At 74.4% G+C, this 22,334-nt stretch carries 21 protein-coding genes; 10 read left to right on the forward strand and 11 right to left on the reverse strand.

The window, feature by feature from the left end; genetic code table 11:
- Positions 1 to 102 precede the first annotated feature (102 nt).
- Together ACFYT9_RS07025 and ACFYT9_RS07030 are read right to left on the reverse strand one after the other, a co-directional pair.
- Positions 103 to 750, reverse strand: coding sequence for an alpha-ketoglutarate-dependent dioxygenase AlkB (locus tag ACFYT9_RS07025; RefSeq protein ID WP_389161442.1), 648 nt, complete (start codon positions 748 to 750; stop codon positions 103 to 105).
- 61 nt (positions 751 to 811) lie between these two features.
- Positions 812 to 1,744: an LLM class F420-dependent oxidoreductase gene (locus ACFYT9_RS07030; RefSeq protein WP_389161443.1), complete on the reverse strand. Its 933-nt coding sequence runs from the start codon at positions 1,742 to 1,744 to the stop codon at positions 812 to 814.
- A 147-nt stretch (positions 1,745 to 1,891) separates the two neighbouring features.
- Between ACFYT9_RS07030 and ACFYT9_RS07035 the strand changes: the two genes are divergently transcribed.
- Complete coding sequence (locus tag ACFYT9_RS07035; protein ID WP_389161445.1) at positions 1,892 to 2,395, forward strand: HD domain-containing protein; 504 nt, start codon at positions 1,892 to 1,894, stop codon at positions 2,393 to 2,395.
- 91 nt (positions 2,396 to 2,486) lie between these two features.
- Here ACFYT9_RS07035 and ACFYT9_RS07040 read toward each other — a convergent pair whose 3' ends face one another.
- The 3 genes from ACFYT9_RS07040 to ACFYT9_RS07050 all read right to left on the reverse strand — a co-directional run bounded on the left by ACFYT9_RS07040 (position 2,487) and on the right by ACFYT9_RS07050 (position 6,216).
- Complete coding sequence (locus ACFYT9_RS07040; protein ID WP_376606219.1) at positions 2,487 to 3,230, reverse strand: class I SAM-dependent methyltransferase; 744 nt, start codon at positions 3,228 to 3,230, stop codon at positions 2,487 to 2,489.
- Positions 3,231 to 3,432: 202 nt separating this feature from the next.
- On the reverse strand, positions 3,433 to 5,319 hold the full coding sequence (locus ACFYT9_RS07045) for an NAD-binding lipoprotein (protein WP_389161448.1): 1,887 nt from the start codon (positions 5,317 to 5,319) through the stop codon (positions 3,433 to 3,435).
- A gap of 126 nt (positions 5,320 to 5,445) precedes the next feature.
- Positions 5,446 to 6,216, reverse strand: coding sequence for an SDR family NAD(P)-dependent oxidoreductase (locus ACFYT9_RS07050; protein WP_389161449.1), 771 nt, complete (start codon positions 6,214 to 6,216; stop codon positions 5,446 to 5,448).
- A gap of 260 nt (positions 6,217 to 6,476) precedes the next feature.
- Between ACFYT9_RS07050 and ACFYT9_RS07055 the strand changes: the two genes are divergently transcribed.
- The 6 genes from ACFYT9_RS07055 to ACFYT9_RS07080 are packed head-to-tail and all read left to right on the forward strand — an operon-like array spanning position 6,477 to position 11,870.
- Positions 6,477 to 8,045 carry an ATP-binding protein gene (locus tag ACFYT9_RS07055; RefSeq protein ID WP_389161451.1) on the forward strand — a complete coding sequence of 523 codons (1,569 nt, stop codon included), beginning with the start codon at positions 6,477 to 6,479 and terminating at the stop codon, positions 8,043 to 8,045.
- Entirely contained in the window at positions 8,042 to 8,443 is a 402-nt protein-coding gene (locus tag ACFYT9_RS07060) for a roadblock/LC7 domain-containing protein (protein ID WP_376602750.1), read from the forward strand. Before ACFYT9_RS07055 ends, ACFYT9_RS07060 begins: the two co-directional genes overlap by 4 nt.
- Positions 8,440 to 8,799 carry a DUF742 domain-containing protein gene (locus ACFYT9_RS07065; RefSeq protein ID WP_387277690.1) on the forward strand — a complete coding sequence of 120 codons (360 nt, stop codon included), beginning with the start codon at positions 8,440 to 8,442 and terminating at the stop codon, positions 8,797 to 8,799. The genes ACFYT9_RS07060 and ACFYT9_RS07065 overlap by 4 nt, the downstream gene beginning before the upstream one ends.
- Positions 8,780 to 9,409: an ATP/GTP-binding protein gene (locus tag ACFYT9_RS07070; protein WP_376602748.1), complete on the forward strand. Its 630-nt coding sequence runs from the start codon at positions 8,780 to 8,782 to the stop codon at positions 9,407 to 9,409. Before ACFYT9_RS07065 ends, ACFYT9_RS07070 begins: the two co-directional genes overlap by 20 nt.
- On the forward strand, positions 9,406 to 10,635 hold the full coding sequence (locus ACFYT9_RS07075; RefSeq protein ID WP_387277692.1) for a cytochrome P450: 1,230 nt from the start codon (positions 9,406 to 9,408) through the stop codon (positions 10,633 to 10,635). The genes ACFYT9_RS07070 and ACFYT9_RS07075 overlap by 4 nt, the downstream gene beginning before the upstream one ends.
- The gene (locus ACFYT9_RS07080; RefSeq protein ID WP_389161453.1) at positions 10,632 to 11,870 is read left to right on the forward strand and encodes a cytochrome P450; all 1,239 of its coding nucleotides are present in this window, start codon (positions 10,632 to 10,634) and stop codon (positions 11,868 to 11,870) included. Before ACFYT9_RS07075 ends, ACFYT9_RS07080 begins: the two co-directional genes overlap by 4 nt.
- A gap of 102 nt (positions 11,871 to 11,972) precedes the next feature.
- On the opposite strand, the gene ACFYT9_RS07085 is transcribed toward ACFYT9_RS07080, so the two are convergent.
- From ACFYT9_RS07085 to ACFYT9_RS07105, 5 genes are read right to left on the reverse strand one after another with little or no spacing between them, the layout of a single operon-like run.
- Positions 11,973 to 12,659 (reverse strand): adenosylcobinamide amidohydrolase, encoded by a 687-nt coding sequence (locus tag ACFYT9_RS07085; protein WP_389161668.1) that lies wholly within the window; start codon positions 12,657 to 12,659, stop codon positions 11,973 to 11,975.
- A gap of 52 nt (positions 12,660 to 12,711) precedes the next feature.
- Positions 12,712 to 14,775 carry an iron ABC transporter permease gene (locus ACFYT9_RS07090; RefSeq protein WP_389161454.1) on the reverse strand — a complete coding sequence of 688 codons (2,064 nt, stop codon included), beginning with the start codon at positions 14,773 to 14,775 and terminating at the stop codon, positions 12,712 to 12,714.
- Between the two features lie 21 nt (positions 14,776 to 14,796).
- The gene (locus ACFYT9_RS07095) at positions 14,797 to 15,792 is read right to left on the reverse strand and encodes an iron-siderophore ABC transporter substrate-binding protein (RefSeq protein ID WP_376600063.1); all 996 of its coding nucleotides are present in this window, start codon (positions 15,790 to 15,792) and stop codon (positions 14,797 to 14,799) included.
- Complete coding sequence (locus tag ACFYT9_RS07100; protein ID WP_387277700.1) at positions 15,789 to 16,661, reverse strand: ABC transporter ATP-binding protein; 873 nt, start codon at positions 16,659 to 16,661, stop codon at positions 15,789 to 15,791. Before ACFYT9_RS07100 ends, ACFYT9_RS07095 begins: the two co-directional genes overlap by 4 nt.
- Positions 16,662 to 16,682: 21 nt before the next feature.
- Positions 16,683 to 17,150 (reverse strand): hypothetical protein, encoded by a 468-nt coding sequence (locus tag ACFYT9_RS07105; RefSeq protein ID WP_389161456.1) that lies wholly within the window; start codon positions 17,148 to 17,150, stop codon positions 16,683 to 16,685.
- A 312-nt stretch (positions 17,151 to 17,462) separates the two neighbouring features.
- Here ACFYT9_RS07105 and ACFYT9_RS07110 point away from each other — a divergent pair, with 312 nt between their 5' ends.
- Positions 17,463 to 18,929 (forward strand): APC family permease, encoded by a 1,467-nt coding sequence (locus ACFYT9_RS07110; protein ID WP_389161458.1) that lies wholly within the window; start codon positions 17,463 to 17,465, stop codon positions 18,927 to 18,929.
- The gene (locus ACFYT9_RS07115) at positions 18,926 to 19,366 is read left to right on the forward strand and encodes a hypothetical protein (protein ID WP_389161460.1); all 441 of its coding nucleotides are present in this window, start codon (positions 18,926 to 18,928) and stop codon (positions 19,364 to 19,366) included. The genes ACFYT9_RS07110 and ACFYT9_RS07115 overlap by 4 nt, the downstream gene beginning before the upstream one ends.
- 21 nt (positions 19,367 to 19,387) lie before the next feature.
- Here the strand turns inward: ACFYT9_RS07115 and ACFYT9_RS07120 are convergent, their stop codons facing one another.
- Positions 19,388 to 20,200 (reverse strand): polysaccharide deacetylase family protein, encoded by an 813-nt coding sequence (locus ACFYT9_RS07120; RefSeq protein WP_389161670.1) that lies wholly within the window; start codon positions 20,198 to 20,200, stop codon positions 19,388 to 19,390.
- Positions 20,201 to 20,430: 230 nt separating this feature from the next.
- Here ACFYT9_RS07120 and ACFYT9_RS07125 point away from each other — a divergent pair, with 230 nt between their 5' ends.
- A complete protein-coding gene (locus ACFYT9_RS07125) occupies positions 20,431 to 22,233 on the forward strand; it encodes a SpoIIE family protein phosphatase (RefSeq protein WP_376600070.1) in 1,803 nt (600 codons plus the stop codon).
- Positions 22,234 to 22,334: the final 101 nt, after the last annotated feature.

Below are 22,334 nucleotides of genomic sequence, written 5' to 3' on the forward strand. Positions count from 1 at the left end.
GGCCAGTTCCGGCTGGCAACAGAAGCCGCCACCCGGCGCGTTCTGATTCACGCGCTCCCGGGGGCGCGCGGTTCCCGACGCCCGCGGGTGATCACGGAGGGGTCAGCGGACGCCGCGCGGGCGGAACTGGACGCTGATCCGCGGCCCGACCGCGCGGCTCGTCTTGGGGACCGCGTGGTCCCAGGTGCGCTGGCAGGAGCCGCCCATCACGACGAGGTCGCCGTGGCCGAGCGGGAGGCGGAGCGCGACCGGTCCGCCGCCCCGGGGGCGGAGGACGAGATCGCGCGGGTCGCCGAGCGAGAGGATGGCGACGAGGGTGTCGCGGGTGGAGGAGCGGCCGGTCCTGTCGCCGTGCCAGGCGACGCTGTCGCGCCCGTCGCGGTAGAGGCAGAGTCCGGCGGTGGCGAACCCCTCCCCGAGCTCGGCCGCGTAGTGGGCGCCGAGGGCGGTGCGGGCCTCGGTGAGCGCGGGGTGCGGGAGGGCTTCGCCCTCGCGGTAGTGCGCGAGGAGGCGGGGGACGGCGACCACGTCGTCGTACATCCGGCGCTCCTCGGCGCGCCACTCCACCCGGCCGACCAGCTCCTGGAAGAGGGTGTCGGCGCCGTGGAACCACCCCGGCAGGTGGTCGACCCAGGCCCCGTGGGCCAGCGGGGTCCGCCGGACGCCGTCCAGGGCGCCGGGGCGGGGGTCGTCACCCTGGTCGAACAGGGATCCCTGGAGGCCGGGGAGGTCGGGTGGTGCCGCGGTCATGGATCCAGCATAACCGGCAACCGAACACGTGCTCGAATTCACGGCGCGCCGGCCTCGTGGGTCAGGCCAGGCCGCCGGAGAGCTCGCCGAGGAGCTTCCAGGTCCGCCGGCGGGCCTCCTCGCCGCCCAGGTCGGTCGCCGTGAAGACCAGCTCGGTCGCGCCGGCGTCCCGGTACCGGCGGATCTCGGCGGCGAGGGTCTCCTCGTCGCCGAGCACCGCCAGGTCGGCGGCCCGGTCCGCCCCGGAGAGCTCGATGACGCGCTGGTACGAGGGGATGCGCTCGTAGAGGGCGAGGGCTTCGGCGGCCCGGCGGCGCAGGCCGTCGGGGTCGTCGGTGACCGCTCCGGGCACCAGGGCCACGATCCTGGGCGCGGGGCGGCCCGCCTTCCGCGCGGCGGCGGTCACGGCGGGGACGATGTGCTCGGCGAGGGCGCGCGGCCCCGCGAGGAAGGGCAGGATGCCGTCGGCGAGCTCGCCGCTGACGCGCAGGGCCTGCGGGCCCATCGCGGCGACCAGGACGGGGACCGGCGGCCGTGCGCCGGGGACGGCGGCCGAGTAGGGCGTCGTCGCGGTCAGCAGTTCGCCGTGGAAGTCGGCCTCGCCGGTGTGGAGGAGCGGGCGCAGGGCGGTCAGGAACTCCCTGAGCAGCCCGATGGGCCGCTGGTACGGGAGCCCGAAGGCGGTCTCGGTGAGGTGGCGGGTGCCGAGGGCGAGGCCGAGGTGGTAGCGGCCCCCGGTGGCGGCCTGGGCGGTCTGGGCCTGGCCGGAGACGAGCAGCGGATGGCGGCCGAAGACGGGGAGCGCGGCCGTCCCCACGTGCAGCCCCGGCACCTCGCGGCCGACGATCGCGGCCAGCGTGGGCGAGTCGTACGCGAAGGACTGGCCGAACCACGCGGAGTGCAGCCCGGCGTCCCGGGCCTCGCGCGCCAGGCGCACGGTGGTGTCGACGGACAGCTGGCGGTGGGTCGAGCTGAGCGTTGCGCCGAGAGTCATGCCCGGGGCAACGGGCCCGGCCCGCAAGGGAATTCCTCCGCCGTGTGAACACTGTGTGGCGGCATGCGCGTGCGGACGGGCGGGCGGGCTCCGACGGACGGGGAAGGCGGCATGCCGGGACGAGGGGGATGCCGGGATGATGGGCGCATGATGACCCTCGCCGAAGTGGACGCACTCGCCGACCGGGCACACGCCGGTCAGACCGACAAGATCGGTGTCCCGTACGTGGAGCACGTCCGGGCCGTCGCCGCCGGCCTGGTGCCGTTCGGGACCGAGCTGACGATGGCGGGGCTCCTCCACGACGTCGTCGAGGACACGGCGTGGACGGGCGAGGAGCTGCGGGCGGCCGGGGTGCCCGATCGGGTGGTCCGGATCGTCGAGGCGGTCACCAACGACCCGGAGGGCTCGTACGAGGAGAAGATCCGCCGGGTGGCGCGGGATCCCGAGGCGACGCTGGTGAAGATCGCCGACAACGCGCACAACAGCCGGGCCGACCGGGCGACCGCGCTGCCGCCGGAGCAGCGGGAGCGGCTCGCCGCGAAGTACCGGGCGGCCAGGCGGGTGTTGTGGGCGGCGGCCGATCCCGGCGACGTGGCGACGATCCTGCGGACCGTCAACCCGGACCTGCTGCCCGAACTGTCCGGGGCCTGACCCCCGCCCCGTACGCGTGCGATACGGCTCCAGGCCCGGGGGCACGCGAGCCGGCGGCGGGCCGGTGCGTGCCCCCGGGGGCTGAGCGGGGTCAGGCGCGGCAGCGCAGGAGCACCAGCGGCGGGTGGGCCAGGAGGTCGGCCCAGTGCTCCTCGCCGTAGGTGCGCAGGCCCTCGTCGGAGACGTGCAGCGGGACCCACTCGACCTCGCGGAAGCCGGCGCCGGTCAGGGCCTCCTCGTAGACCTCGCGGCGCGGGACGGTCCCCATGATGCTGATGGGCTGCGGGTCGAGGAGCGCGGTGACACGGACCCTCGGTCCCAGCTCGTTCTCCTCGCCGGTCGGCTCGCAGCGGAAGCCGTACGTCTCCAGGGACGCGCAGTCGAAGGCGTAGTCGGGCCTCTGGGCGAAGACGTAGAACATGCCGCCGGGCTTCAGGCTCCGGTGGATGTTGGCGCACATCCGGTCCAGCTCGTCCCTGGATTCGGCGTAGTTGAGACACTGCACGCCGAGCGCGATGTCGAACGGCGTCTCCGCCGGCTTCAGTGCGGCGACGTCCTCGACCTCGTAGCGCAGGCCCAGCGGGTCGCGCGCCTCGATCCCGCGGGCGGCGGCGATCATCTCGGAGGAGATGTCGACGCCGTACACGTCGGCGGCGCCGCGGCGCTTGAGCTCCCGGCTGTAGAAGCCGGTGCCGCAGGCGAGGTCGAGCACCGTCTTCCCGGTGACGTCGCCGACCAGCCGCAGGACGCTGGGCACCTCTCCGTAGCGGATGATCGGCAGGGTCTTGAATCCCTCGAACGCCTCGCCGATCCCGTCGTACTGCTGCACCGTCATGTGCTGTCCCCTCGTGCGTTCCGCGGTGATGGTCGGTCACAACTCGTACGGGCGCGCCGGATTGGCGGACGGTGAGGTCCGCCGGTTCCGTCCGGTGCGGCCGTGGCACAGAGTCTGCGCCGCGCCCGCACGGCTCCCGTACTGTCGGATGACACGAGAAAGCGAAGGGTCCTCGCTCGTATCACCCAAGGAAAGGCGCTGATCAGGGGCGCGTCCCCCAGGGGCGCCCCGGGGGCGGTCCGACGACGATCAGGACGTCTCCGGCACCCCAGTGACGGGTCTCGGTCTTCGGCGGGTTGAGGCGGGGGCGGGGGGAGTCGCGGGGGCGGTAGCCGATGGCGGCGGCGCCGTCGCGGGCGGCGGCGGTGACGAGCGATCCGAAGGGGGCCTCGGTCCCGGGCGGGACGAAGTCGGTGGCCGGGCGGAGGCGGACGCCGTCGCCGGTGGCGGCGAAGAGCGTGTCGAAGGCCGCCGCGAGGTGGATGTCCTGGGAGACCTGGGCGATCAGGAGGGCGGCGAGCCGGCCGGTGAGCAGGAGTTCGGTGCGGGGGCCGGCGGGGGCCAGCCTGCGGCTGCGGGCGTCGGTGAGTTCGACGACGGCCGGCGCGGTCCGGCCCGTCTCCCGTGCCCGCGCCCGGAGGTGGAGCAGGGCTTCGAGGGCGGGACCGTCCGGGTCGGGGCAGCCGTCGCCGTCCGGTCCGGCGAGGACCACCACGTGGTCGTACTGCTCCGGTGCCGCCGGCCGCCCGGCGCCCTCGTCCCGCACGACCGCGACCCCGCCCCGCGCCAGGCCCTCCAGGACGCGTTCGCCCCGGCGGTTCCAGCCGAGGACGAGGGCCCGGCGGGGAGCGGCGGCGGTCCGGGGCCGGGTGGGGCGGGGGACGGTGACGGGGCCGGGGGCCGACGCCGCGGGGAGGACGGTGGCCCGGTGGTCCTCGGCCAGGACGACCAGGCCGTCGCCGGGGGCCAGGACTGTCTGCGGGGGCGGGTTGAGGTGCGGGGTGCCGTCGGCGCGGACGATGCCGACGGCGCAGGAGTCCGGGCAGGCGGCGGCGAGTTCGCCGTAGCGCCGGCCGGGGAGGCCGGGCGGGCGCAGGATGTGGAGTTCCGCGCCGGCGAAGTCGAGCAGGTCCTCCAGGACGAGCGCGAGCCCGGGCTCCAGGACGCACTGGACGAGCAGCCGGGCGGCGAGGTCGTCGACGTCCAGGACCACCGCGCCCGGACCCGCGGCGAGACGGGCGGTGGCGAGATGGGAGCCGTCCCGGACCGCGGCCACGATCCGTACCGGACACCCCTCCCCCACCACCGCCCGCAGCGCCAGGAGCGTCCTGGTCACCTGGGCGTCGGCGCCGGGAGCGTCCGGTGGCAGGACGACCACCGCCCCGGCGGCGGCGGGGGTGACCCGGGCCAGCGCGCCGGGGTCGGCGGGCCGGCCCCGGCGGCACAGCAGGCGCACCCGGGCACGGGGCGGCAGGACGTCCCGTAACTCCCGTTCCATCTCCGCCTTGTCGCGGTCCGCGAGGACCACCACGGCGCCCCGGCCGCGCTGGGCGTGGGCGGCCAGCAGCTCCGCGACGACGGTGGGGGTCTGCTCGGACCAGCCGAGGACCAGGGTGTGGCCGCGTTCGACCACCGTGGTCTGGCCGCGTTCGAGCTCGGCGAGGCGGTCGGTGAGGGCGGTGGTGACGATGCCGACGAGGAAGGAGACGTACAGCAGGGACACCAGGGCCAGGAAGACCGAGAGGGCCATCCGCAGCGGCGGCCCGACCTCGCCGCCGAGGCGGAGGGTCTGGCCGACGGTCCGCCAGACCGTGGCGGCCTTCCCCTGGAGGGTGTCCGGGGCCTTGGTGTCGGTCCAGACGAGGAGGGCGCTGGCGGGCGCCACCAGGCCGAGGCAGGCCAGGGCCAGCCAGCCGACGAGGGCGCTCACCCCGCGCACCACCGTCCGGTCGACCCAGTAGCGGGCCCGGGCCCGCAGGCCCGGCCCCGTCACCGGTTGTCGCACCGGCCGGACGGCGTGTCCGGCGGCGGGGCGGGGACGCCGGGGCGTCCGCTGGGAGGGGACCGTGGACTCGCGCTCCTTACGCACGGCAGCAGGGTGACGGCGACCCCGGTGCGAAACGCCGCCGACCGCCGCCGTTCATCCTTTCGGGCAAGCGCGCGGGAGGCAGGCGTTCGAGCGGCGCGCGCCGGGGCGCGCCGGTCACCGTTCGGGTCAGCTCCGGAGGTACGAGGCGCCGTTGAGGTCCAGGATCGTGCCGGACGCCCATTCGGCGGCGGGCGAGGCGAGCCAGAGGACGGCGGCGGCGATCTCGTCGGCGTCCGCGACCCGGCCGAAGGGGCTCTGCGCGCGGATCGCCTCGCCCTCCGGCCCTGCCAGGCGGGGCGCGACCCGCTCGGTGGCGAAGAAGCCGGGGGCGACCGAGGCGACGCCGATGCCGTACGGGGCGAGGGAGACCGCGAGGGACTGGCCGAGCGCGTGGACGGCGGCCTTGGTGGCGCCGTAGGCGGGGTGGTCGGGCTCGCCCCGGAAGGCGCCCCGGGAGCCGATGTTGACGAGGCGTCCGCCCGTGCCCCGGTCGATCATCCCGCGGGCCACGAGGTGGCTCAGGTTCGCGGTGGCGAGCAGGTTCACGGCGACGTGCTGCCGCCAGAGCTCCGCCCACTCCTCGTACGGGGTCTCCGCCAGGGGGTGCGGGAGGTTCACGGCCGCGTTGTTGACCAGGACGTCGATCCCGCCGGCGAGGCCCTCGACCGCGGCGTCGACCACCGCGGCCGCCCCCGCCGGGTCCGCGAGGTCGCCGCCGACCAGGACGTGTCCGGTCCCGTCGAGGGAGGCGAGGGTGGCGCGGGCCTCCTCGGCGCGCGTGCCGTGGTGGACGGCGACGAGGTCGCCGTTGGCGGCGAAGGCGCGGGCGACCGCCCGGCCGAGCCCTCGCGAGGCGCCGCTGACGAGGACACGCCTTCCGGTGTCGGGCAGCTTCACGGGAGGGCCTTCCGGTCGTGGACGGGTGCGGGCCGCGCTCGGGTCCGTACCGTACGGACCGTCATTCTGCCCTTCCGGCACGGGTGATGGGCGCGCCGCCCCCGGGCTCGCGCCGAAACGGAATCCGGGCCACCTTTTGGAAGGTTTTGTGTCAGTCCGGAAACCAATCCGGTCAGGGAGAGTTCCGGACCGATCAAGAACGCCTCTATAGTGCGGTCGTTCCGAACCTCCCCTGTGCCTGCCTCTCGAGAGTCCGGTTGATGTCGGCGTCGCCCACCCCGTTCCGCCCTGCCCTGATCGCCTCCGTGCTGACCGTCGCCGCGGGCGGTACCCTCACCGCCGCCGCGACGAGTGCGGCCCCGGCCGAAGTCCGCTCCCCGCTGGCCTGGTTCGCGGTCTGCGGCGTGCTGCTGCTCGCGGCCGCCGCCTTCGCCGTCACCTGGTACGCGCGCACCGCCCGCGGCCTCGCCAAGCGGGTCGAACGGCTGACCGCCCAGGTCGCCTCCCAGGACACCTACGCCACCCAGCGCCAGGCCGCCGCCGAGCGCGAGACGGCCGCCCTGAAGGAGCGTCACGAGGCCGAGGCCGCCGCCGGGACGGCCGCGCACGCGGCGCGCACCGACGAACTCGTGCGCGCCCAGCGGGCCGAGGCGGAGCGCCTCGCCGCCGGCCACGCCGCCGCCTTGGCGGGGATCGAGCAGCGGCTGCGCCGCGCCGAGTCCGCCCGCTCCGCCGCCCTCGCCGCCGCCGCCAACGCGGCCGGACGCATGCAGGCGCTGGCCACGAGCATGATGGCCGACCTGCGCGAGATGGAGCACCGGCACGCCGACGAGGACGTCCTCGCCGACCTCCTCCACCTGGACCACCGCACCGCCCAGGCCGGCCGGCTCGCCGACTCCGTCGCGATCCTCACCGGCGCCCGCTCCGGCCGCCGCTGGGCCCGGCCCATCGTCATGGAGTCGATCCTGCGCGGCGCCATGGGCCGCATCGCCGGCTACCAGCGGGTCCGGCTGCACTCCCAGTGCGAGGCGGCCGTCGCCGGCCACGCCGCCGAGGGCGTCATGCACGCGCTCGCCGAACTCCTCGACAACGCCGCCAACTTCTCGCCGCCCAGCGCGGAGGTCCACGTCTACGTGGAGGAGGTCCCGGCGGGCGTCGTCATCACCGTGGAGGACAGCGGCCTCACCATGAGCGACGTGCAGCTCCGGCGCGCCGAGACCGCCGTCGACGCGGGGACCCAGGACCTGGCCGGTCTCTCCGGCACCCGCCTCGGCCTCCACGTCGTCGGCCGGCTGGCCCGCAAGCACAACCTCTCGGTCTCCTTCCGGCCCTCCGCGCGGGGCGGTACCGGCGTCGTCCTGATGATCCCCCAGGAGATCGTCACGCGCGGCAACGAGGCGACCGGCGCCCCCGCCGCCGCCCCCGCGGCCCCGCCGCTCCCCGTGCCCGGCCCCCGCACCGCCCCCGACTCCGGCCCAGCCCCGGCCTCCGCCACCGCCACCGAGCCGGAGGCCACCCGCCCGCCCGCCGACGCCACCCCGGCCGAGGACGCGGAGCCCGGGATCTCGCTGCCGCGCCGGCGGCGCGGCCGGACCCTGGCCGCGCACCAGGAGACCGGCAGGTCCCCGGTCGACCCGCCCCGCCCGGCGGCGCCCCGCACCGGCGAGGCGGCCCGTGCCCGCTTCGGCGGCTTCCAGAGCGGCCTGCGCGGCACCGGGGGCAAGCCCGGCGCGACGCCCGCCGCCGACCCCGACTCCTCCGCTCCCCCCGCGACGGAACCGACCACGCCGTCCTCGAACCACCCCCATTCGGAAGGCAATCCGCGATGACCGGCACGACCACCGACGACAAGCTCAGCTGGCTCCTGGAGGGCCTGCTGGAACGCACCCCGGGCACCCGGCACGCCCTGGTGCTCTCCCGGGACGGCCTCAAGCTCTGCCGCACCTCCGGGCTCTCCGTCGACCAGGCCGACCAGCTCGCCGCCATCGCCGCGGGCATCCAGAGCCTTTCGCACGGCGCCTCCGTGGAGTTCGGCGACGGCACCGGCGGGGTCCGCTCCGCGATGGCCGAGTTCTACGGCGGCATCCTCTTCATCGTCGAGGCCGGGGAGGGCGCCCATCTCGCGCTCGTCGCCGACGAGGACGCCGACGCCGGGCTCGTCGGGCACAACATGGCCGAACTGGTCGAGCAGCTGGGCGAGCACCTCGTCGCGAGGCCGCGGGGATGAAGGGCCGCGCCAGGCCGGGTCGCGACGACTCCCCCGACCGGCTCTACACCGTGACCGGCGGCCGAAGCAGCTCCGGGTCCAAAGCCTTCGACGTGGTCACGCTCGTCGTCGCGGAATGCGATCCGGTCCCCGGCATGCAGTCCGAACACGCCGCCATCCTGCGCATGTGCCGTTTCCCCACCGCCGTGGTGGAGGTGGCCGCCGGGCTCGGACTGCCCGTGTCGATCACCCGCATCCTCCTGGCCGACCTGCACGACACCGGCCGGATCAGCGCGCGGCACCCGCGCCCTTCCTCGTACCGCCTTCCCGATCACGACATCCTGGAGCAGGTGCTCGTTGGACTCCGCAATCTCTGAGCAGCACCAGACCCTGAGCAGCACCGCCGACAACGGTTTGAAGATCGTCGTCGTCGGCGGCTTCGGAGTCGGCAAGACCACCCTGGTCCGCTCGGTCAGCGAGATCCGTCCGCTGAACACCGAGGAGACCATGTCGCAGGCCGGCGAGGGCATCGACGACACGGGCGGGGTGGCCGCCAAGACGGCCACCACCGTCGCCTTCGACTTCGGCCGGATCTCGCTCGACGCGCACAACGTGCTGTACCTGTTCGGCGCGCCCGGTCAGGAGCGGTTCTGGTTCCTGTGGGACCGGCTCTTCTCCGGCACGCTCGGCGCGGTCGTCCTCGTCGACACCCGCCGGATCGCGGACTCCTGGTACGCGGTCGACCGCCTGGAGCACCACGGCACCCCGTTCGTCGTCGCCTGCAACGACTTCGGCGGGCCCGCGCACACGTCCGCCGAGGTCCGCGAGGCACTCGACCTCCCGGACGAGGTCCCGCTGGTCTTCTGCGACGCCCGGTCCCGGGAGTCCAGCAAGCAGGTCCTCATCTCGCTCGTCGAGCACCTGAAGAACGTCGTCGCCGCCGACCCGGAGCACGGTCCGCGGCCCGTACCGGAGCCCGCCCCGTGAACCCTGCCGAGACCGCGCCCGTCCCGCTGAGCGGCCCCCGCTTCCACACCGACCCCGTCGAGCTGTACCGGCGGATCCGGCGGGACCACGGGGCCGTCGCCCCCGTCGTCCTCGACGGCGACGTGCCCGCCTGGCTCGTCCTCGGCTACCGCGAGCTGCACCAGGTCACCAGCGACCCGGTGCTCTTCTCCCGCGACTCCGAGCTGTGGAACCAGTGGGACGCCATCCCCGCGGACTGGCCGCTGCTGCCCATGATCGGCCGCAAGCAGCCGTCGATCCTGTACACGGTCGGCGAGCGCCACCGCGAGCGGGCCGGGGTGATCTCGGCCGCGCTGGAGTCCGTCGACCCCTTCGAACTGCGGCGGCGCGCCGAGCGGTTCGCCGACGAGCTGATCGACGGGCTGTGCGGCAAGGGGGCGTGCGACATCATCGCCGAGTACGCCATGCTGCTGCCGGTCCGGGTGCTCGCCAGCATCTACGGCTTCTCCGACGAGGAGGGCCCCGCGCTGGTCACGGCGATGAACGACATGATCAACGGCGGTCCGGGCGCGCTCGCGGGCCAGCAGCACCTGGCCGCCTCGATGGGGGCGCTGCTCGCCGCCAAGGTGGCGGAGCCCGGTGAGGACGTCGCCTCGCGGATGCTCGGCAACACCGCCGGGTTCACCGTCGAGGAGGTCGCCCAGGACCTCATGGTGATGATGGCCGCCGGCCACCAGCCCACCGCCGACTGGATCGGCAACTCGCTGCGGCTGATGCTCACCGACGACCGCTTCGCCGCCTCGCTCTCCGGCGGCCGGCACAGCGTCGGCGAGGCGATGAACGAGGTCCTGTGGGAGGACACCCCCACGCAGAACGTGGCCGGCCGCTGGGCCTCGCGCGACACCCACCTCGGCGGGCGCCGGATCGAGCGCGGTGATCTGGTCCTGCTGGGCCTCGCCGCGGCCAACGCGGACCCGCACGTCCGGGCCGACGCCGCCGCGCTCACCGGCGGCAACAACGCCCACCTCTCCTTCGGCCACGGCGAGCACCGCTGTCCGTTCCCCGCGCAGGAGGTCGCCGAGACCATCGCCAGGACCGGCATCGAGGTCCTGCTCGACCGGCTGCCGGACGTCGATCTCGCCGTCGCCGAACCCACCCTGACACGTCGCCCCTCCCCCTGGCTGCGCGGCCTCACCGCGCTGCCGGTGACGTACACGCCGACCCCCGCCCTTGGAGGGACCGCATGACCTGCCCCATCGACCACACCGCGGGCGCCGCACCGGTCGTCCTCGACCCGTTCGTCTCGGACCTCGACGGCGAGAGCGCCCGGCTGCGCGAGGCGGGCCCGCTGGCCCGGGTCGTGCTCCCCGGCGGCGTGCCCTGCTACGCCGTCACCCGCCACGCCGAGGCGCGCGCGCTCCTCACCGACTCCCGGCTCGTCAAGGACATCGGGCAGTGGGGCGCCTGGCGGCGCGGCGAGATACCGCTCGACTGGCCGCTGATCGGCCTCGCCAACCCCGGCAAGTCGATGCTGACGGTGGACGGAGAGGAGCACCGGCGGCTGCGCACCCTGGTCGCCCAGGCGCTCACCGCGCGCCGGGTGGAGCGGCTGCGGGCCGGGATCGAGGAGCTGACGAGCGGGCTGCTCGACCGCCTCGCGGAGCAGCCGGCGGGCGGGACGGTGGACCTGAAGGCCGAGTTCGCCTACCCGCTGCCGATGAACGTCGTGGGCGAGCTGATGGGGGTGGACGCCGCCGACCACCCGCGGATGAAGGCCCTCTTCGACAAGTTCTTCTCGACGCAGACGCCGCCGGAGGAGGTGCCGCAGATGATGGCGGACCTCGGCGCGCTCTTCGCCGGGATCGTGGCGGGCAAGAAGGAGTCGCCCGGCGACGACCTGACCAGCGCGCTGATCGAGGCGTCGGAGGACGGCGACCGGCTCACCACCGAGGAGATCACCAACACGCTCCAGCTGATGGTGGCGGCCGGTCACGAGACGACGATCAGCCTCATCGTGAACGCCGTGGTCGCCCTGGAGACCCACCCCGAGCAGCGGGCGCTGGTCCTCAAGGGCGAGGTGCCGTGGGAGAACGTGATCGAGGAGACGCTGCGCTGGGCGACGCCCACCTCGCACGTGCTGATCCGGTTCGCGAGCGAGGACATCGAGGTCGGCGACCGGGTCCTGCCGAAGGGCGAGGCGCTGATCGTGTCGCACGGCGCGATCGGCCGGGACGAGGTGCAGCACGGCGGGACGGCGGGCGACTTCGACGTCACCCGCAGCCCGATCCGGCACATCTCCTTCGGGCACGGCCCGCACGTCTGCCCGGGGGCGGCGCTGTCCCGTCTGGAGGCGTCGGTGGCGCTGCCCGCGCTGTACGCGCGCTTCCCCGGGCTGAGGCTCGCGGTGCCGCGCGAGGAGCTGCGGAACAAGCCGGTCGTGACCCAGAACGACCTCTTCGACCTGCCGGTCGTGCTCGGCTGACGTCCGTGCCTGCCGGTCGCGGTGGCCCGTTCCCCCCCGGGGAGCGGGCCACCGGCGTCCGTGCGCCGTGGACCGGGAGGCCCCGGCCCGAGGTGGCAGCGCTCAGCGGGCGCCGGGCGTGGGCAGAGCGGCCCCGACCGCCGCGTGGACGGCGCGCGCCAGGCGGGCGCCCCAGAGCGAGCGGGGGCCGGCGAAGGGCTCGGTGGGGACGGCGGTCCCGGGCTCGCGGGCGAGGACGCAGACCGCGTCCGTCGGCGTTCCCGAGCAGTCGTGGCCGGCGTCGAGGAGGGCCTGGACCTTCGCTTCGGTGGCGGTCGCGACGGCGTTGACGAGGGCGGCGTCGGTGAGCGGCGCGGGCACGGTGACGACGATGTTGATGGTGCCGGGGGCCTGGGGTGCGGGGACGGCGGGCCCGGGGGCCGCCGCCCAGCCGCGTACGTCGATCCCGGCGGTGGCGACCGCGCCGACGCCGCCGTCGGCGGCGGTGCCGCGCCGGGCGACCTCGGCGGCGGTCATCAGTCCCACGCCGGGGCCGTGCAGTCCTGCCCGCCGGGCGAGGTCCGCGAGGTGTGCCTCGGGGTCGGTGCGGGTGTAGCCGTGGGCGACCTGGACGTTCATCACCCAGGCCCGGGGGCCGATCCCGCCGCCGAGGACCGCGCTGCTGACGGCCCGCCAGCCGGGTCCCGGCCGCCACAGCAGCGCGCCGAGCCGCTGCCCGTCCTCGTCCCGCTCCAGGAGTTCGGGGTGTGCGGGCGGGGCCGGCAGGGTCGGTTCCACCACGGCGGTCACGGCCACGCTCTCCTCGCTCTCACCCGTACGTCCCGGTGATCCTACGGGCCGGTCAGCGGCGGCTGCGGACCAGGAGGTACAGGAAGTACGGGGTGCCGATGATGGCCGTCATCGTGCCGGCGCCGAGCTGCGCGGGGGCGATGACGGTACGGCCCACGGTGTCGGCGGCGCCGACGAGGACGGCGCCGAGGAGGACCGCGACCGGGATCACCCGGTGGTGGCGGCGGCCGACGAGGGCGCGGGCGGCGTGCGGGGCGACCAGGCCGACGAAGCCGATGGTGCCGGCGGCGGCGACGGCGGTGGCGCTGAGCACCACGCTCAGGACGAGGAAGCCGAGCCGGCCGGGGCCGAGCGGGAGGCCGAGGAGGCGGGGGGTGTCCTCGTCGAGCGAGACGAGGTCGAGTTCGGTGCGGCGGGCGACGGCGATGGCGATGCCCACGACGACGGCGACGGCCAGGGGCAGGACGTCGGGCAGGGTCCGGCCGTAGGTGGAGCCGGACAGCCAGGTCAGTGCCTTGGTCGCGTTGAAGGGGTCGGTGAGGATGATGAGCAGGGCGACGACGGCCGCGGTGGCGGTGTGGACGGCGAAGCCGACGAGGACGAGCCGGGTCTGCTTGAAGCCGCCGCGGGCGGCGAAGCCGAAGACGATGAGGGCGGCGCCCGCGGCGCCGGTGAAAGCGGCGCCGGCCACGCTCCAGGAGCCCGCCATCGGCACGGTGGTGACGAGCAGTACGGCGCCGAGGGCCGCGCCGCCGGAGACGCCCATGATGCCGGGCTCGGCGAGCGGGTTGCGGGTGACGGCCTGGACGAGGGTTCCGGCCAGGGCGAGGGCGGCGCCCGCGAAGAGCGCGGCGAGGACCCGGGGCACCCGGGTGTCGAGGACGAAGGAGACGGCCTGGCCGGCCTGTCCGGCCGCCCAGTTGGTCACGTCGCCGAGGAGGAGCTTGGCGTCGCCGAGGAGCACGCCGCCGATCATGACGCCGACCAGGGCGGCGACGAGGACGGCGGTGGTGGCGAGGAAGGCGGTGCGGCCGCGGATGCGGAGCCGGTCGACGGCGACGTCCCCGGTGTCCCGGAGCCGGGTGGCCATCACGATGACGAAGACGGCGCCGACGAGGCTGGTGACGACGCCGGTCGGGACCAGGACGGCGGTGTCGGCGGGGATGAGCGTGCGCAGCAGGACGTCGGCGCCGAGGACGAGGGCGGCGCCCGCGAGTCCGGCGGCGGGGACGAAGACCCGGCTGCGGGCGTAGCCACGGAAGCGGCGGGCGAGCGGGCGCATGAGGGCCGGGGCGCACAGGCCGACGAAGCCGACGGGCCCGGCGAGGGTGACGGCGGCGGTGGCGAGGAGCGCGGCGAGCACGACGGCGATGACGCGGGTGGAGCGGACCGGTACGCCGAGTCCGCGGGCGGCCTCGTCGCCGAGGGCGAGGGCGTCGACGCGGCGGGCGAGGAGGAGCAGTCCGAGGAGGCCGACGACGGCGAACGGCAGCATCTGGAGCACGCCGTCGAAGCCGTTCTGGGCGATGCTGCCCTGGTTCCAGTGGTAGACGCCCTCGGTCTGCTGCGGGAAGAGCAGCAGCAGGCCCTCGGTGAGGGCGGTGAGGCCCAGGGAGAGGGCGCTGCCGGCGAGGACGAGCCGGACCGTGCCGGAGCCGAGGCCGGAGAGGCCGAGCACGACGGCGGCGGCGATGAGGCCGCCGGCGAAGGCGATGCCGGAGGAGGCGAGGAAGGGCAGGGAGACGCCGGTGGCGGCGGCGAGGCCGAGCGAGAAGTAGGCGCCGGAGTTGACGGCGAGGGTGTCGGGCGCGGCGAGGGCGTTGCGGCTGACGGCCTGGAGGGCCGCGCCGGCCATGCCGAGGGCGGCGCCGACGAGGAGTCCGGCGACCATGCGGGGCAGCCGGGAGGCGACGACGACGGAGGCGTCGCCGGGGTCGGCGTCGCCGGTGATCGCCTTGACGATCTCGGCGGCGCCGACGGAGGCGGTGCCCTGGGTGATGTCGACGAGCGCGAGGCAGGTGACGAGGAGGAGCAGGGCGGCCGTCACCGCTGCCGCGCCCGTGCGGGTGGCTGCGGCCTGTGGACGGGCAGCGGGGGTGGTCGCGGTGACGGCCATGGTGCTGTGGTTCCTCGTGTCCTACTTCTTGGTGAGCGCGGTGACGACGGAGTCGACGTACTGGTTCATCGACTCGGTGCCGCCGAACATCCAGATGCCGTCGGGGAGGCGGTGGACGTTGCCCTTCTTGACGAAGGACAGGGAGGTCCACACCTTGTCCTTGGCGAGGACGCCGGAGAAGGGGGTGGCGCTCGGGTCGCCGTCGTTGCCGATGTAGGCGAAGTGGACGCCGTCACCGAGCTTGGTGAGGCCCTCGACGTCGGTGGCGCCGAGGCCGTAGGCCGGGTCGCCCTTGACGGTCCAGGCGTTCTTCAGGCCGAGCTTCTCGTTGACGCCGCCAATCAGCGAACCGCTGGTGAAGGGGCGGATGGAGACCTGGTTGGAGACGAGGTAGCCGTCGGCGAAGGCGTACTCGGCGCCCGCGAGGCCGGCGTCGGCGAGGGCCTTCTTGCCCTCGGTCAGCTTGGTCTCGAAGCTCTTCTTGAGCTCGTCGGCCTTGGCCGTGGTGCCGGTGGCCTTGGCGATGAGGTCGAGGTTCTTCGTCATCTGGCCGATGGGGTTCGCGGCGTCGGCGGCCTTGACCTCCAGGACCGGGGCGACGGCGCGCAGCTGCTTGACGGCGGCCGGCGGCAGGTCGGAGGTGGCGAGGATGAGGTCGGGCTTGAGGGCCGCGATGGTGTCCATGCTGGGCTCGCCGCGGGTGCCGACGTCCTTGGGCTCGTTCTTGAGCGGGACGGCGGTGTTCCAGGTCTTGTAGCCCTTGACGTCGGAGACGCCGACGGGGTCGACGCCGAGCGAGATGAGCTGCTCGACGACGTTCCACTCGGTGCCGATGACCTTCGTGGCCGGGCCGTCGAGCTTGACCTCGGTGCCGGTGTCGTCGGTGAGGGTGATCGGCTCGGCCTTCTTGTCGGCCTTGGCGTCGGCGGCGGGCTCGGTGGTGCCACACGCCGTGAGAGTGGTCAGGGCGAGGGCCGCCGTGGTGAGGGCCGCTGCGGTGAGAAGGTGCTTTCTCATGGGGTGGGGCTGAGCCTTTCGGATCGCGCGGGGGTCCGCGTGTGGTGCCGGCCGATGGCGCGGGTGCGCAGCCGGCCGGTGAGGGGGTCGGTGTCGACCTCGATGCGGATGCCGTAAGTCTCCGTGAGGCGGGGTCCGGTGAGGACCTCCTCGGGGAGGCCGTCGGCGACGACGCGTCCGGCGTGGAGCAGGACGATCCGGTCGGCGACGGCGGCGGCCTGGTCGAGGTCGTGGAGGACGGCGCCGACGGCGATGCCGTGGTGGTCCGCCAGGTCGCGCATGAGGTCGAGGAGTTCGACCTGGTAGCGCAGGTCGAGGTAGGTGGTGGGCTCGTCGAGGAGGAGGACGCCGGTCTCCTGGGCGAGGCAGCCGGCGAGCCAGACCCGCTGGAGCTGCCCGCCGGAGAGGTGTTCGGCTCCCCGGTCGGCGAGTTCGTCCACGCCGGTGAGGGCGAGGGCCCGGTCCACCGCGGCGGGGCCGTCCGGGTCGGACTTCCCCCAGCGGCCGCGGTACGGGTAGCGGCCGAACTCGACGAGGTCGCGGACGGTGAGCCCGCCCGGGGTGGGCCGTCCCTGGGTCAGGAGGGCCACCTTGCGGGCGAACTCACGGGGGCTCAGGGCGAGCCCGTCGGTGTCGCCGTCGAGGACGAGTTCGGCGCGGCGGGGCCGCTGGAGGCGCGCGACCGTACGCAGCAGCGTCGACTTGCCGCTGCCGTTCGGTCCCACGAGGACGGTCACCTGGCCGGGCCGCAGGGTCAGGGAGGCGTCATGGACGACGTCGACTCCGTCGTAGGCGACGGTGACGGCGGTGGCCGACAGCTCGTGACCGCGCGGGCGGGGGACCGTGGGGGTCTCTTCACCTGCTTGCACGGCGCTTAGGTTAGCCTAAGCTCAATTTGGCTGGCCAGGGGGTTCCCCCCTTCCGCTTCGATCCGGTACGAGCGCGGCGCCGAGGCCGGGTCCGACCGCGAGGGCGGCGACGACCGGGACGAGCTCCGGAAGGCCGGTGAGTCCGTCCACGACGTGCCCGCCGGCGAGGGCGGTCAACCCCCTCGTGCCGAGCGAACCGACCGTCAGCGCGAAGAAGCCGGGCAGGATCAGGGTCGGCCGGGGCGGTCGCCGCGACCCCCGGGACAGCGGCGTCGCCGCCACCGCGGGCACCACCGCCGCCACGAAGGTCGCGCCGGTCGTCACGAGCCCCGCGCCGAGTTCGGCGGCGGCGGCGCTCAGGTGGTCGCCGGGGGCGAGGAGGAACAGCGCGGGCAGCGTCAGGAGCTCGGGCCCGCCGTGCGCGGGATCGCCGGCGGACAGGCCGGGGGTGACGACCGACACCCGCACCGATGCGGGCAGCGACAGCACGCGGGCGGCCGACCGTGGGACCCGGTCGGACGGCACCGCGAGGCCGGCGGTGGCCGATCTCGTACCAGATGGGTGGCGTCAACCGCGCGGAGCCCGGTGCGTAGAGCACGATGCCGATGATTTTCAGCCACCACGGGTACGGCGCCGGCGCGGCCTCGCTGGGCACGAGAGGAGCACTCGCCCCGGACGGTCCGCAGCCCCCGCCCCCGCCCCGCCTCCGCCCCGCCACCCGGACGGACCACCGGCGCTGCGGACGCCCCCGTCGTCGCCGAGTCTGGTGCGGATCACGTCGACATCCCCCTGGGAGGGCCCATGGCCTCGATGGACGCCGCGGCCGATCTGCCGAAACCCCGCGCCGCCGTACGGCCGGTCCCACCGCCCACGATCACCTGGGTGACGCTGGCCCTCATGACCACCGCGTCGGTCGCCAGCCTGCGCGCCGCGCCGACGATGGCGATCTACGGCCTCGCCTGCGTGTTCCTGTATCTGGTGCCCGCCGTCGTCTTCCTGCTGCCGACGGCCCTGGTCTCCGCCGAACTGGCCTCGGGCTGGTCCGGCGGCGTCTACCGCTGGGTGTCCGAGGGGCTCTCGAAGCCGCTCGGCTTCCTCGCCGTCTGGTGCCAGTTCGCCATGACGATCTTCTACTACCCGAGCCTGCTGGCCTTCGTGGCCTCGACCATCGCCTTTGTGATCGATCCCTCGCTCGCCTCGAACGGCGTCTACACGGCGATCGTCATCATGGTCCTGTACTGGACCGGCGTCTGGGTCTCCTCGCGGGGCACCAAGGCCCTCGCCGGACTGTCCAGCTGGGGCCTGATCATCGGCACCCTGGTGCCCGGCACCATCCTGGTCGTGCTGGGCATGGTCTTCCTCGGCCAGGGCAACCCCTCGGCGGCGCCGATGGACGGCAGCCACCTGCTCCCCCAGTGGACCGGCCTGGCGAGCCTGGTGCTGATCGTGAACAACTTCCTGTCGTACTCGGGCATGGAGATGAACGCCGTGCACGTCTCCTCGCTGAAGGACCCGGCGAAGGAGTACCCCAAGTCGATGTTCCTGGCGATGGGCCTGGTCCTGCTGATCTTCATCCTCCCGGCGCTGGCCATCAGCTGGGTCGTCCCGGCCGACCAGCTCAGCCTCACCGCGGGCGTGATGCAGGCCTTCGACGCCTTCTTCTCGTACTTCGACGTCGGCTGGATGACCCCCATCGCCGCCGTCATGCTGATCTCCGCCTCGCTCGGCGGCATGCTGACCTGGCTCGCCGGCCCGTCCAAGGGCCTCCTGGAGATCTCCCGGAGCGAGGGCTACCTGCCGCCCTTCCTCCAGAAGCTCAACAGGTTCGGCATCCAGCAGAACATCCTCGTCACCCAGGGCGTCGTGACCTCGGTCATCGCCCTCGGCTACGCGCTGATCCCGAACGTCTCCAGCGTGTACTGGATCTTCTCGACCATCACCACGCAGGTCTACCTCATCGTCTACCTGCTGATGTTCGTCGCCGCGATGCGTCTGCGGAAGCTCAAGCCGGACCACCCGCGCGGCTACCGGGCGCCCGCCCTCGGCCTCATCTGCTCGGTCGGCCTGCTCGCCTCGCTCGCGGCCATGCTCATCGGCTTCGTCCCGCCCTCGCAGTTCGGCAGCGGCAGCCTCTGGTCGTACATCGCCATCGTCGGCGGCGGCCTGCTCGTCCTCGGACTGCTCATCCCGTGGGCCTTCCTGAAGCTGCGCAAGCCCGGCTGGCGCACGGCCGAGGCCGCCGCCCCGACCGAGGGGAACGCCTCATGAGCCCGACCCGCTTCGCCTCCGAGCACAAGTGGATCTACTGGGGCGCCATCGTGATCCTGGTCGGACTGCTGATCACCGGCCTCGTCCGGTACAGCAGCTTCAAGCGGACCACGGAGGCCACGAACAAGGCCGGGCAGCTCAGCGAGGAACTGGTGAAGGCGGGTTACCCCGCCCCCGACCAGGAGACCGCCGTACGCCTGCTCGGCACCGACGGCGGACAGGTCTGCGAGGACCCCGGCAACGCCCTGAAGAAGGCGCTGTACCGGCTCCAGCAGCTGTCGAACGGCGCCACCGGCCCGGGCAGCCGCCCGGTCATCGCCGACTCCAAGGCCGTCGAAGCCGAACGGATCGTGCTCCAGGTCTACTGCCCCGACCAGGTGGCCGCCTTCGACGAGACCGTCGGGGACCTCAAGACCGACGACACCGTCAGGCGCTGACGGACCGTGCGGCCCCGGGCCTCAGGGGGTGTCCGGGGCGGTGCGGACCGGGAAGCTGAAGGTGCGCCCCTGCTCCTTCAGCCACGGCAGCACCTCCCGCAGTGCCGCCACGCTCTGCGAGCGGTCGCCTCCGCCGTCGTGGAAGAGGATGGTCGGACCGTTCGGCAACTCGTTCTTGACGGTCGCCACGATCGCGGCGGCGCCGGGCCGCTCGAAGTCCTTGGTGTCCACGTTCCAGCCGAGCGGCCGCATCCCGGCGATCGCGGCTATCTTCCTGCTGTCCGGGGTGAAGGCGCCGCCCGGGGCGCGGTAGTACTGCACCTCCACCCCGCCCGCGGCCTCCTCGATCATCTTCCGCGCGTCGAGGATCTGCCGCTCCTGGTACGCCACGGACTTGCGGTCCATCGCCGTGTCGTGGGTCATCGTGTGGTCGCACAGCCGGTGCCCCTCGGCCACCACCCGCTTCACCAGCTCCGGGTGGCGCTTCGCCTGCGGGCCGATCATGCAGAACACGGCCTTGACGTCGTGCTGCTTCAGGACGTCCAGCATCTGCGGCGTCCAGCGCGGGTCCGGGCCGTCGTCGATGGTGATGTTGACGGCCCGTCCGCCCGCCTCCGCCGCGTGCGCGATCCCCACCGGCACCCGCACCGTCGGCTTCGCGGGCCGGACCGGCTCCTCGGCCCGCTGCGCCGGCACCCCCGGCCGGGGCGCTCCCCCGGTCGCCGACGCGGCGGCCTGCTCGTCCCCGCCCACCAGTGCCGTCGCCCCCCAGGCGGCGAGGCTGATGCCGACCGCCGACGCCAACACGGCCACGTGCGCGGTGTACTTGCCCATCCGGCGCATGCGCCCTCCGATCCTCTCGTTCCCGATGCGACCCCGCGCCTTCCGGCGCGCTCCCGGGAGGGAGGACGAAACACACCCCGAACAGGTTTCACCCGTTCGGCGGATGTGACACAGCTACCGTTCGGCTCCGATTCCGCTGCTGTTCGGATGGTGCGCCGGACGGGCTTCCGGTGCAGACTGTCCCTCACACCGGGTCGAGATCGCGTCTGGAGGCCGGAAGAGTGAGCGGCGGCAGCGGCGGACGGCGTCTGACCGGCAGGGTCTCGGCCGTGCGGACCTCGACCGTGTACCGGTCCGCGGCGCTCCGCGCCCGCCGCCGGCGCGACAGCGGCGGGATTCCGCTCGACGGCCCCGGCACCGAGGGACGGCTCGCCTGGCTCAACGCCGCGAGCACCCGGATCGGCACCACCCTGGACCTGGAGCGCACGGCCCGGGAGCTGGCCGAGTTCACCGTGCCCGACTTCGCCGACGGCGCCGCCGTCGACCTCATGGAGAGCGTGCTGCGCGGGGAGGAGGGCTCCCGCTGGACAGGGCGCGGCGTCCCGCCCATGCGGGCGGTCGCGCTCTCCGCCGTCGACACCATGTCCACCCTGGAGGCGACGCCGGTCGGCGAGACCTTCGTCCGCGACCAGAAGCACCACGAGACGCTGCTCCACCAGAACTGTCTGCGCCAGGGCAAGCCGGTCCTCGTGGCCCGGATGCGCGAGGAGGACTTCGCCCGCGTCTCGCCCACCGCGAGCGGCGCGGCGAAGATGCGCGCGCTCGGCGTGCACAGCTATCTCGCGGTGCCGCTGATCGCCCGCGGACTGCTGCTCGGCAGTGCCGACTTCGTCCGCGGCGCCGGCAGCCCGCCCTTCTCCCCCACCGATCTGGCCCTCGCCGAACAGCTGGCCTCCCGCGCCGCCGTCTTCATCGACAACGCCCGGCTGTACGGCCGCGAGCGCGAGCGCGTCGTCTCCCTCCAGCGCAGCCTGCTGCCCCGCGCCACCCCGGTCACCCCCGGACTGCGGGTGCACGCCGAGTACACCCCCTCGGCGGCGAGGCACCCGGTGGGCGGCGACTGGTACGACGTCATGTCCCTGCCCGGCGGGCGTACGGCCCTGATGGCCGGCGACGTCATGGGCCAGGGGCTGCCGGCCGCCGCCACCATGGGCCGGCTCCGGGCCGTCGCCCGCACCCTGATGACCCTCGACATGGCGCCCGAGCGGGTCCTCGCCCGGCTCGACCTCGCCACCCGCGACCTGGAGGACGACCAGGTCGCGACCTTCCTCTGCGCGGTCTACGACCCGGCGGACTCCCGCTGCACCCTGGCCGGCGCCGGGCTGCTGCCGCCGCTGCTGCTCGACGGGCGCGGCGGAGCGGACTTCGTCCCGCTGCCGGCCGGGGCCCCGCTGGGCGCCGGGGTGATCCCGTACGACCCGGTGACGGTGACCGTGCCGGAGGGCGGGGCGCTCGTGCTGTACACCGACGGTCTGGTGAAGGCGCGCGGCGCCGACCTGGAGGAACAGCTCGGCAGGCTGCGGTCGGCGGCGCTCGGGCTGCCCCCGGCGGCGCTGGAGGCCGGCGGGCTCATCGCGGTGGCCCCGGCGGGCTCCGGCCGCTTCGACGAGGCGGTGCTGCTGACCGCGCGAGCCGTGCCGCTCGGCGCGGAGACGGGGCTGAGGGTGTGGCCGCTGTCGGGTGACGGCAGGGCCGCGTCGGAGGCCCGGCGGCTGGTCACCCGCCAGCTCGCCGAGTGGGGCCTGGACGAGCTCGCTGACGTGTGCGAGCTGGTCGTGTCGGAGCTGGTCGGCAACGCCCTGCGGTACGGCAACGGGCCGGGCGAGCTGCGGCTGCTGCGCGGGGAGCGGCTGGTCGTGGAGGTCTCGGACACCGGACCCGACCTGCCGCAGATCCAGCACGCCGACCTGAGCGACGAGGGCGGCCGCGGGCTCCAGCTGGTCAACATGCTCTGCCGCCGCTGGGGTTCCTGCCGCACCTCCGGCGGCAAGGTCGTCTGGGCCGAGCAGAACCTGCCCTCCTGATCGCCCGGCCAGGGTCGGAGGACCCTGCCCCGGGTGACGAACGGCCCTGCCCTCGGCCCGCGCCGAGGGGCACTCTGGCCAGGTAGGCCGTCGAGACCCGC

The sequence above is a fragment of the Streptomyces sp. NPDC004435 genome (assembly GCF_042873895.1).
Taxonomy (GTDB): Bacteria; Actinomycetota; Actinomycetes; order Streptomycetales; family Streptomycetaceae; genus Streptomyces.

Coding starts and splice junctions, on each gene's coding strand:
- ACFYT9_RS07025 (WP_389161442.1), bottom strand. CDS start 750: ATGACCGCGGCACCACCCGACCTCCCCGGCCTCCAGGGATCCCTGTTC.
- ACFYT9_RS07030 (WP_389161443.1), bottom strand. CDS start 1,744: ATGACTCTCGGCGCAACGCTCAGCTCGACCCACCGCCAGCTGTCCGTC.
- ACFYT9_RS07035 (WP_389161445.1), top strand. CDS start 1,892: ATGATGACCCTCGCCGAAGTGGACGCACTCGCCGACCGGGCACACGCC.
- ACFYT9_RS07040 (WP_376606219.1), bottom strand. CDS start 3,230: ATGACGGTGCAGCAGTACGACGGGATCGGCGAGGCGTTCGAGGGATTC.
- ACFYT9_RS07055 (WP_389161451.1), top strand. CDS start 6,477: ATGTCGGCGTCGCCCACCCCGTTCCGCCCTGCCCTGATCGCCTCCGTG.
- ACFYT9_RS07060 (WP_376602750.1), top strand. CDS start 8,042: ATGACCGGCACGACCACCGACGACAAGCTCAGCTGGCTCCTGGAGGGC.
- ACFYT9_RS07065 (WP_387277690.1), top strand. CDS start 8,440: ATGAAGGGCCGCGCCAGGCCGGGTCGCGACGACTCCCCCGACCGGCTC.
- ACFYT9_RS07080 (WP_389161453.1), top strand. CDS start 10,632: ATGACCTGCCCCATCGACCACACCGCGGGCGCCGCACCGGTCGTCCTC.
- ACFYT9_RS07090 (WP_389161454.1), bottom strand. CDS start 14,775: ATGGCCGTCACCGCGACCACCCCCGCTGCCCGTCCACAGGCCGCAGCC.
- ACFYT9_RS07095 (WP_376600063.1), bottom strand. CDS start 15,792: ATGAGAAAGCACCTTCTCACCGCAGCGGCCCTCACCACGGCGGCCCTC.
- ACFYT9_RS07110 (WP_389161458.1), top strand. CDS start 17,463: ATGGCCTCGATGGACGCCGCGGCCGATCTGCCGAAACCCCGCGCCGCC.
- ACFYT9_RS07115 (WP_389161460.1), top strand. CDS start 18,926: ATGAGCCCGACCCGCTTCGCCTCCGAGCACAAGTGGATCTACTGGGGC.
- ACFYT9_RS07120 (WP_389161670.1), bottom strand. CDS start 20,200: ATGGGCAAGTACACCGCGCACGTGGCCGTGTTGGCGTCGGCGGTCGGC.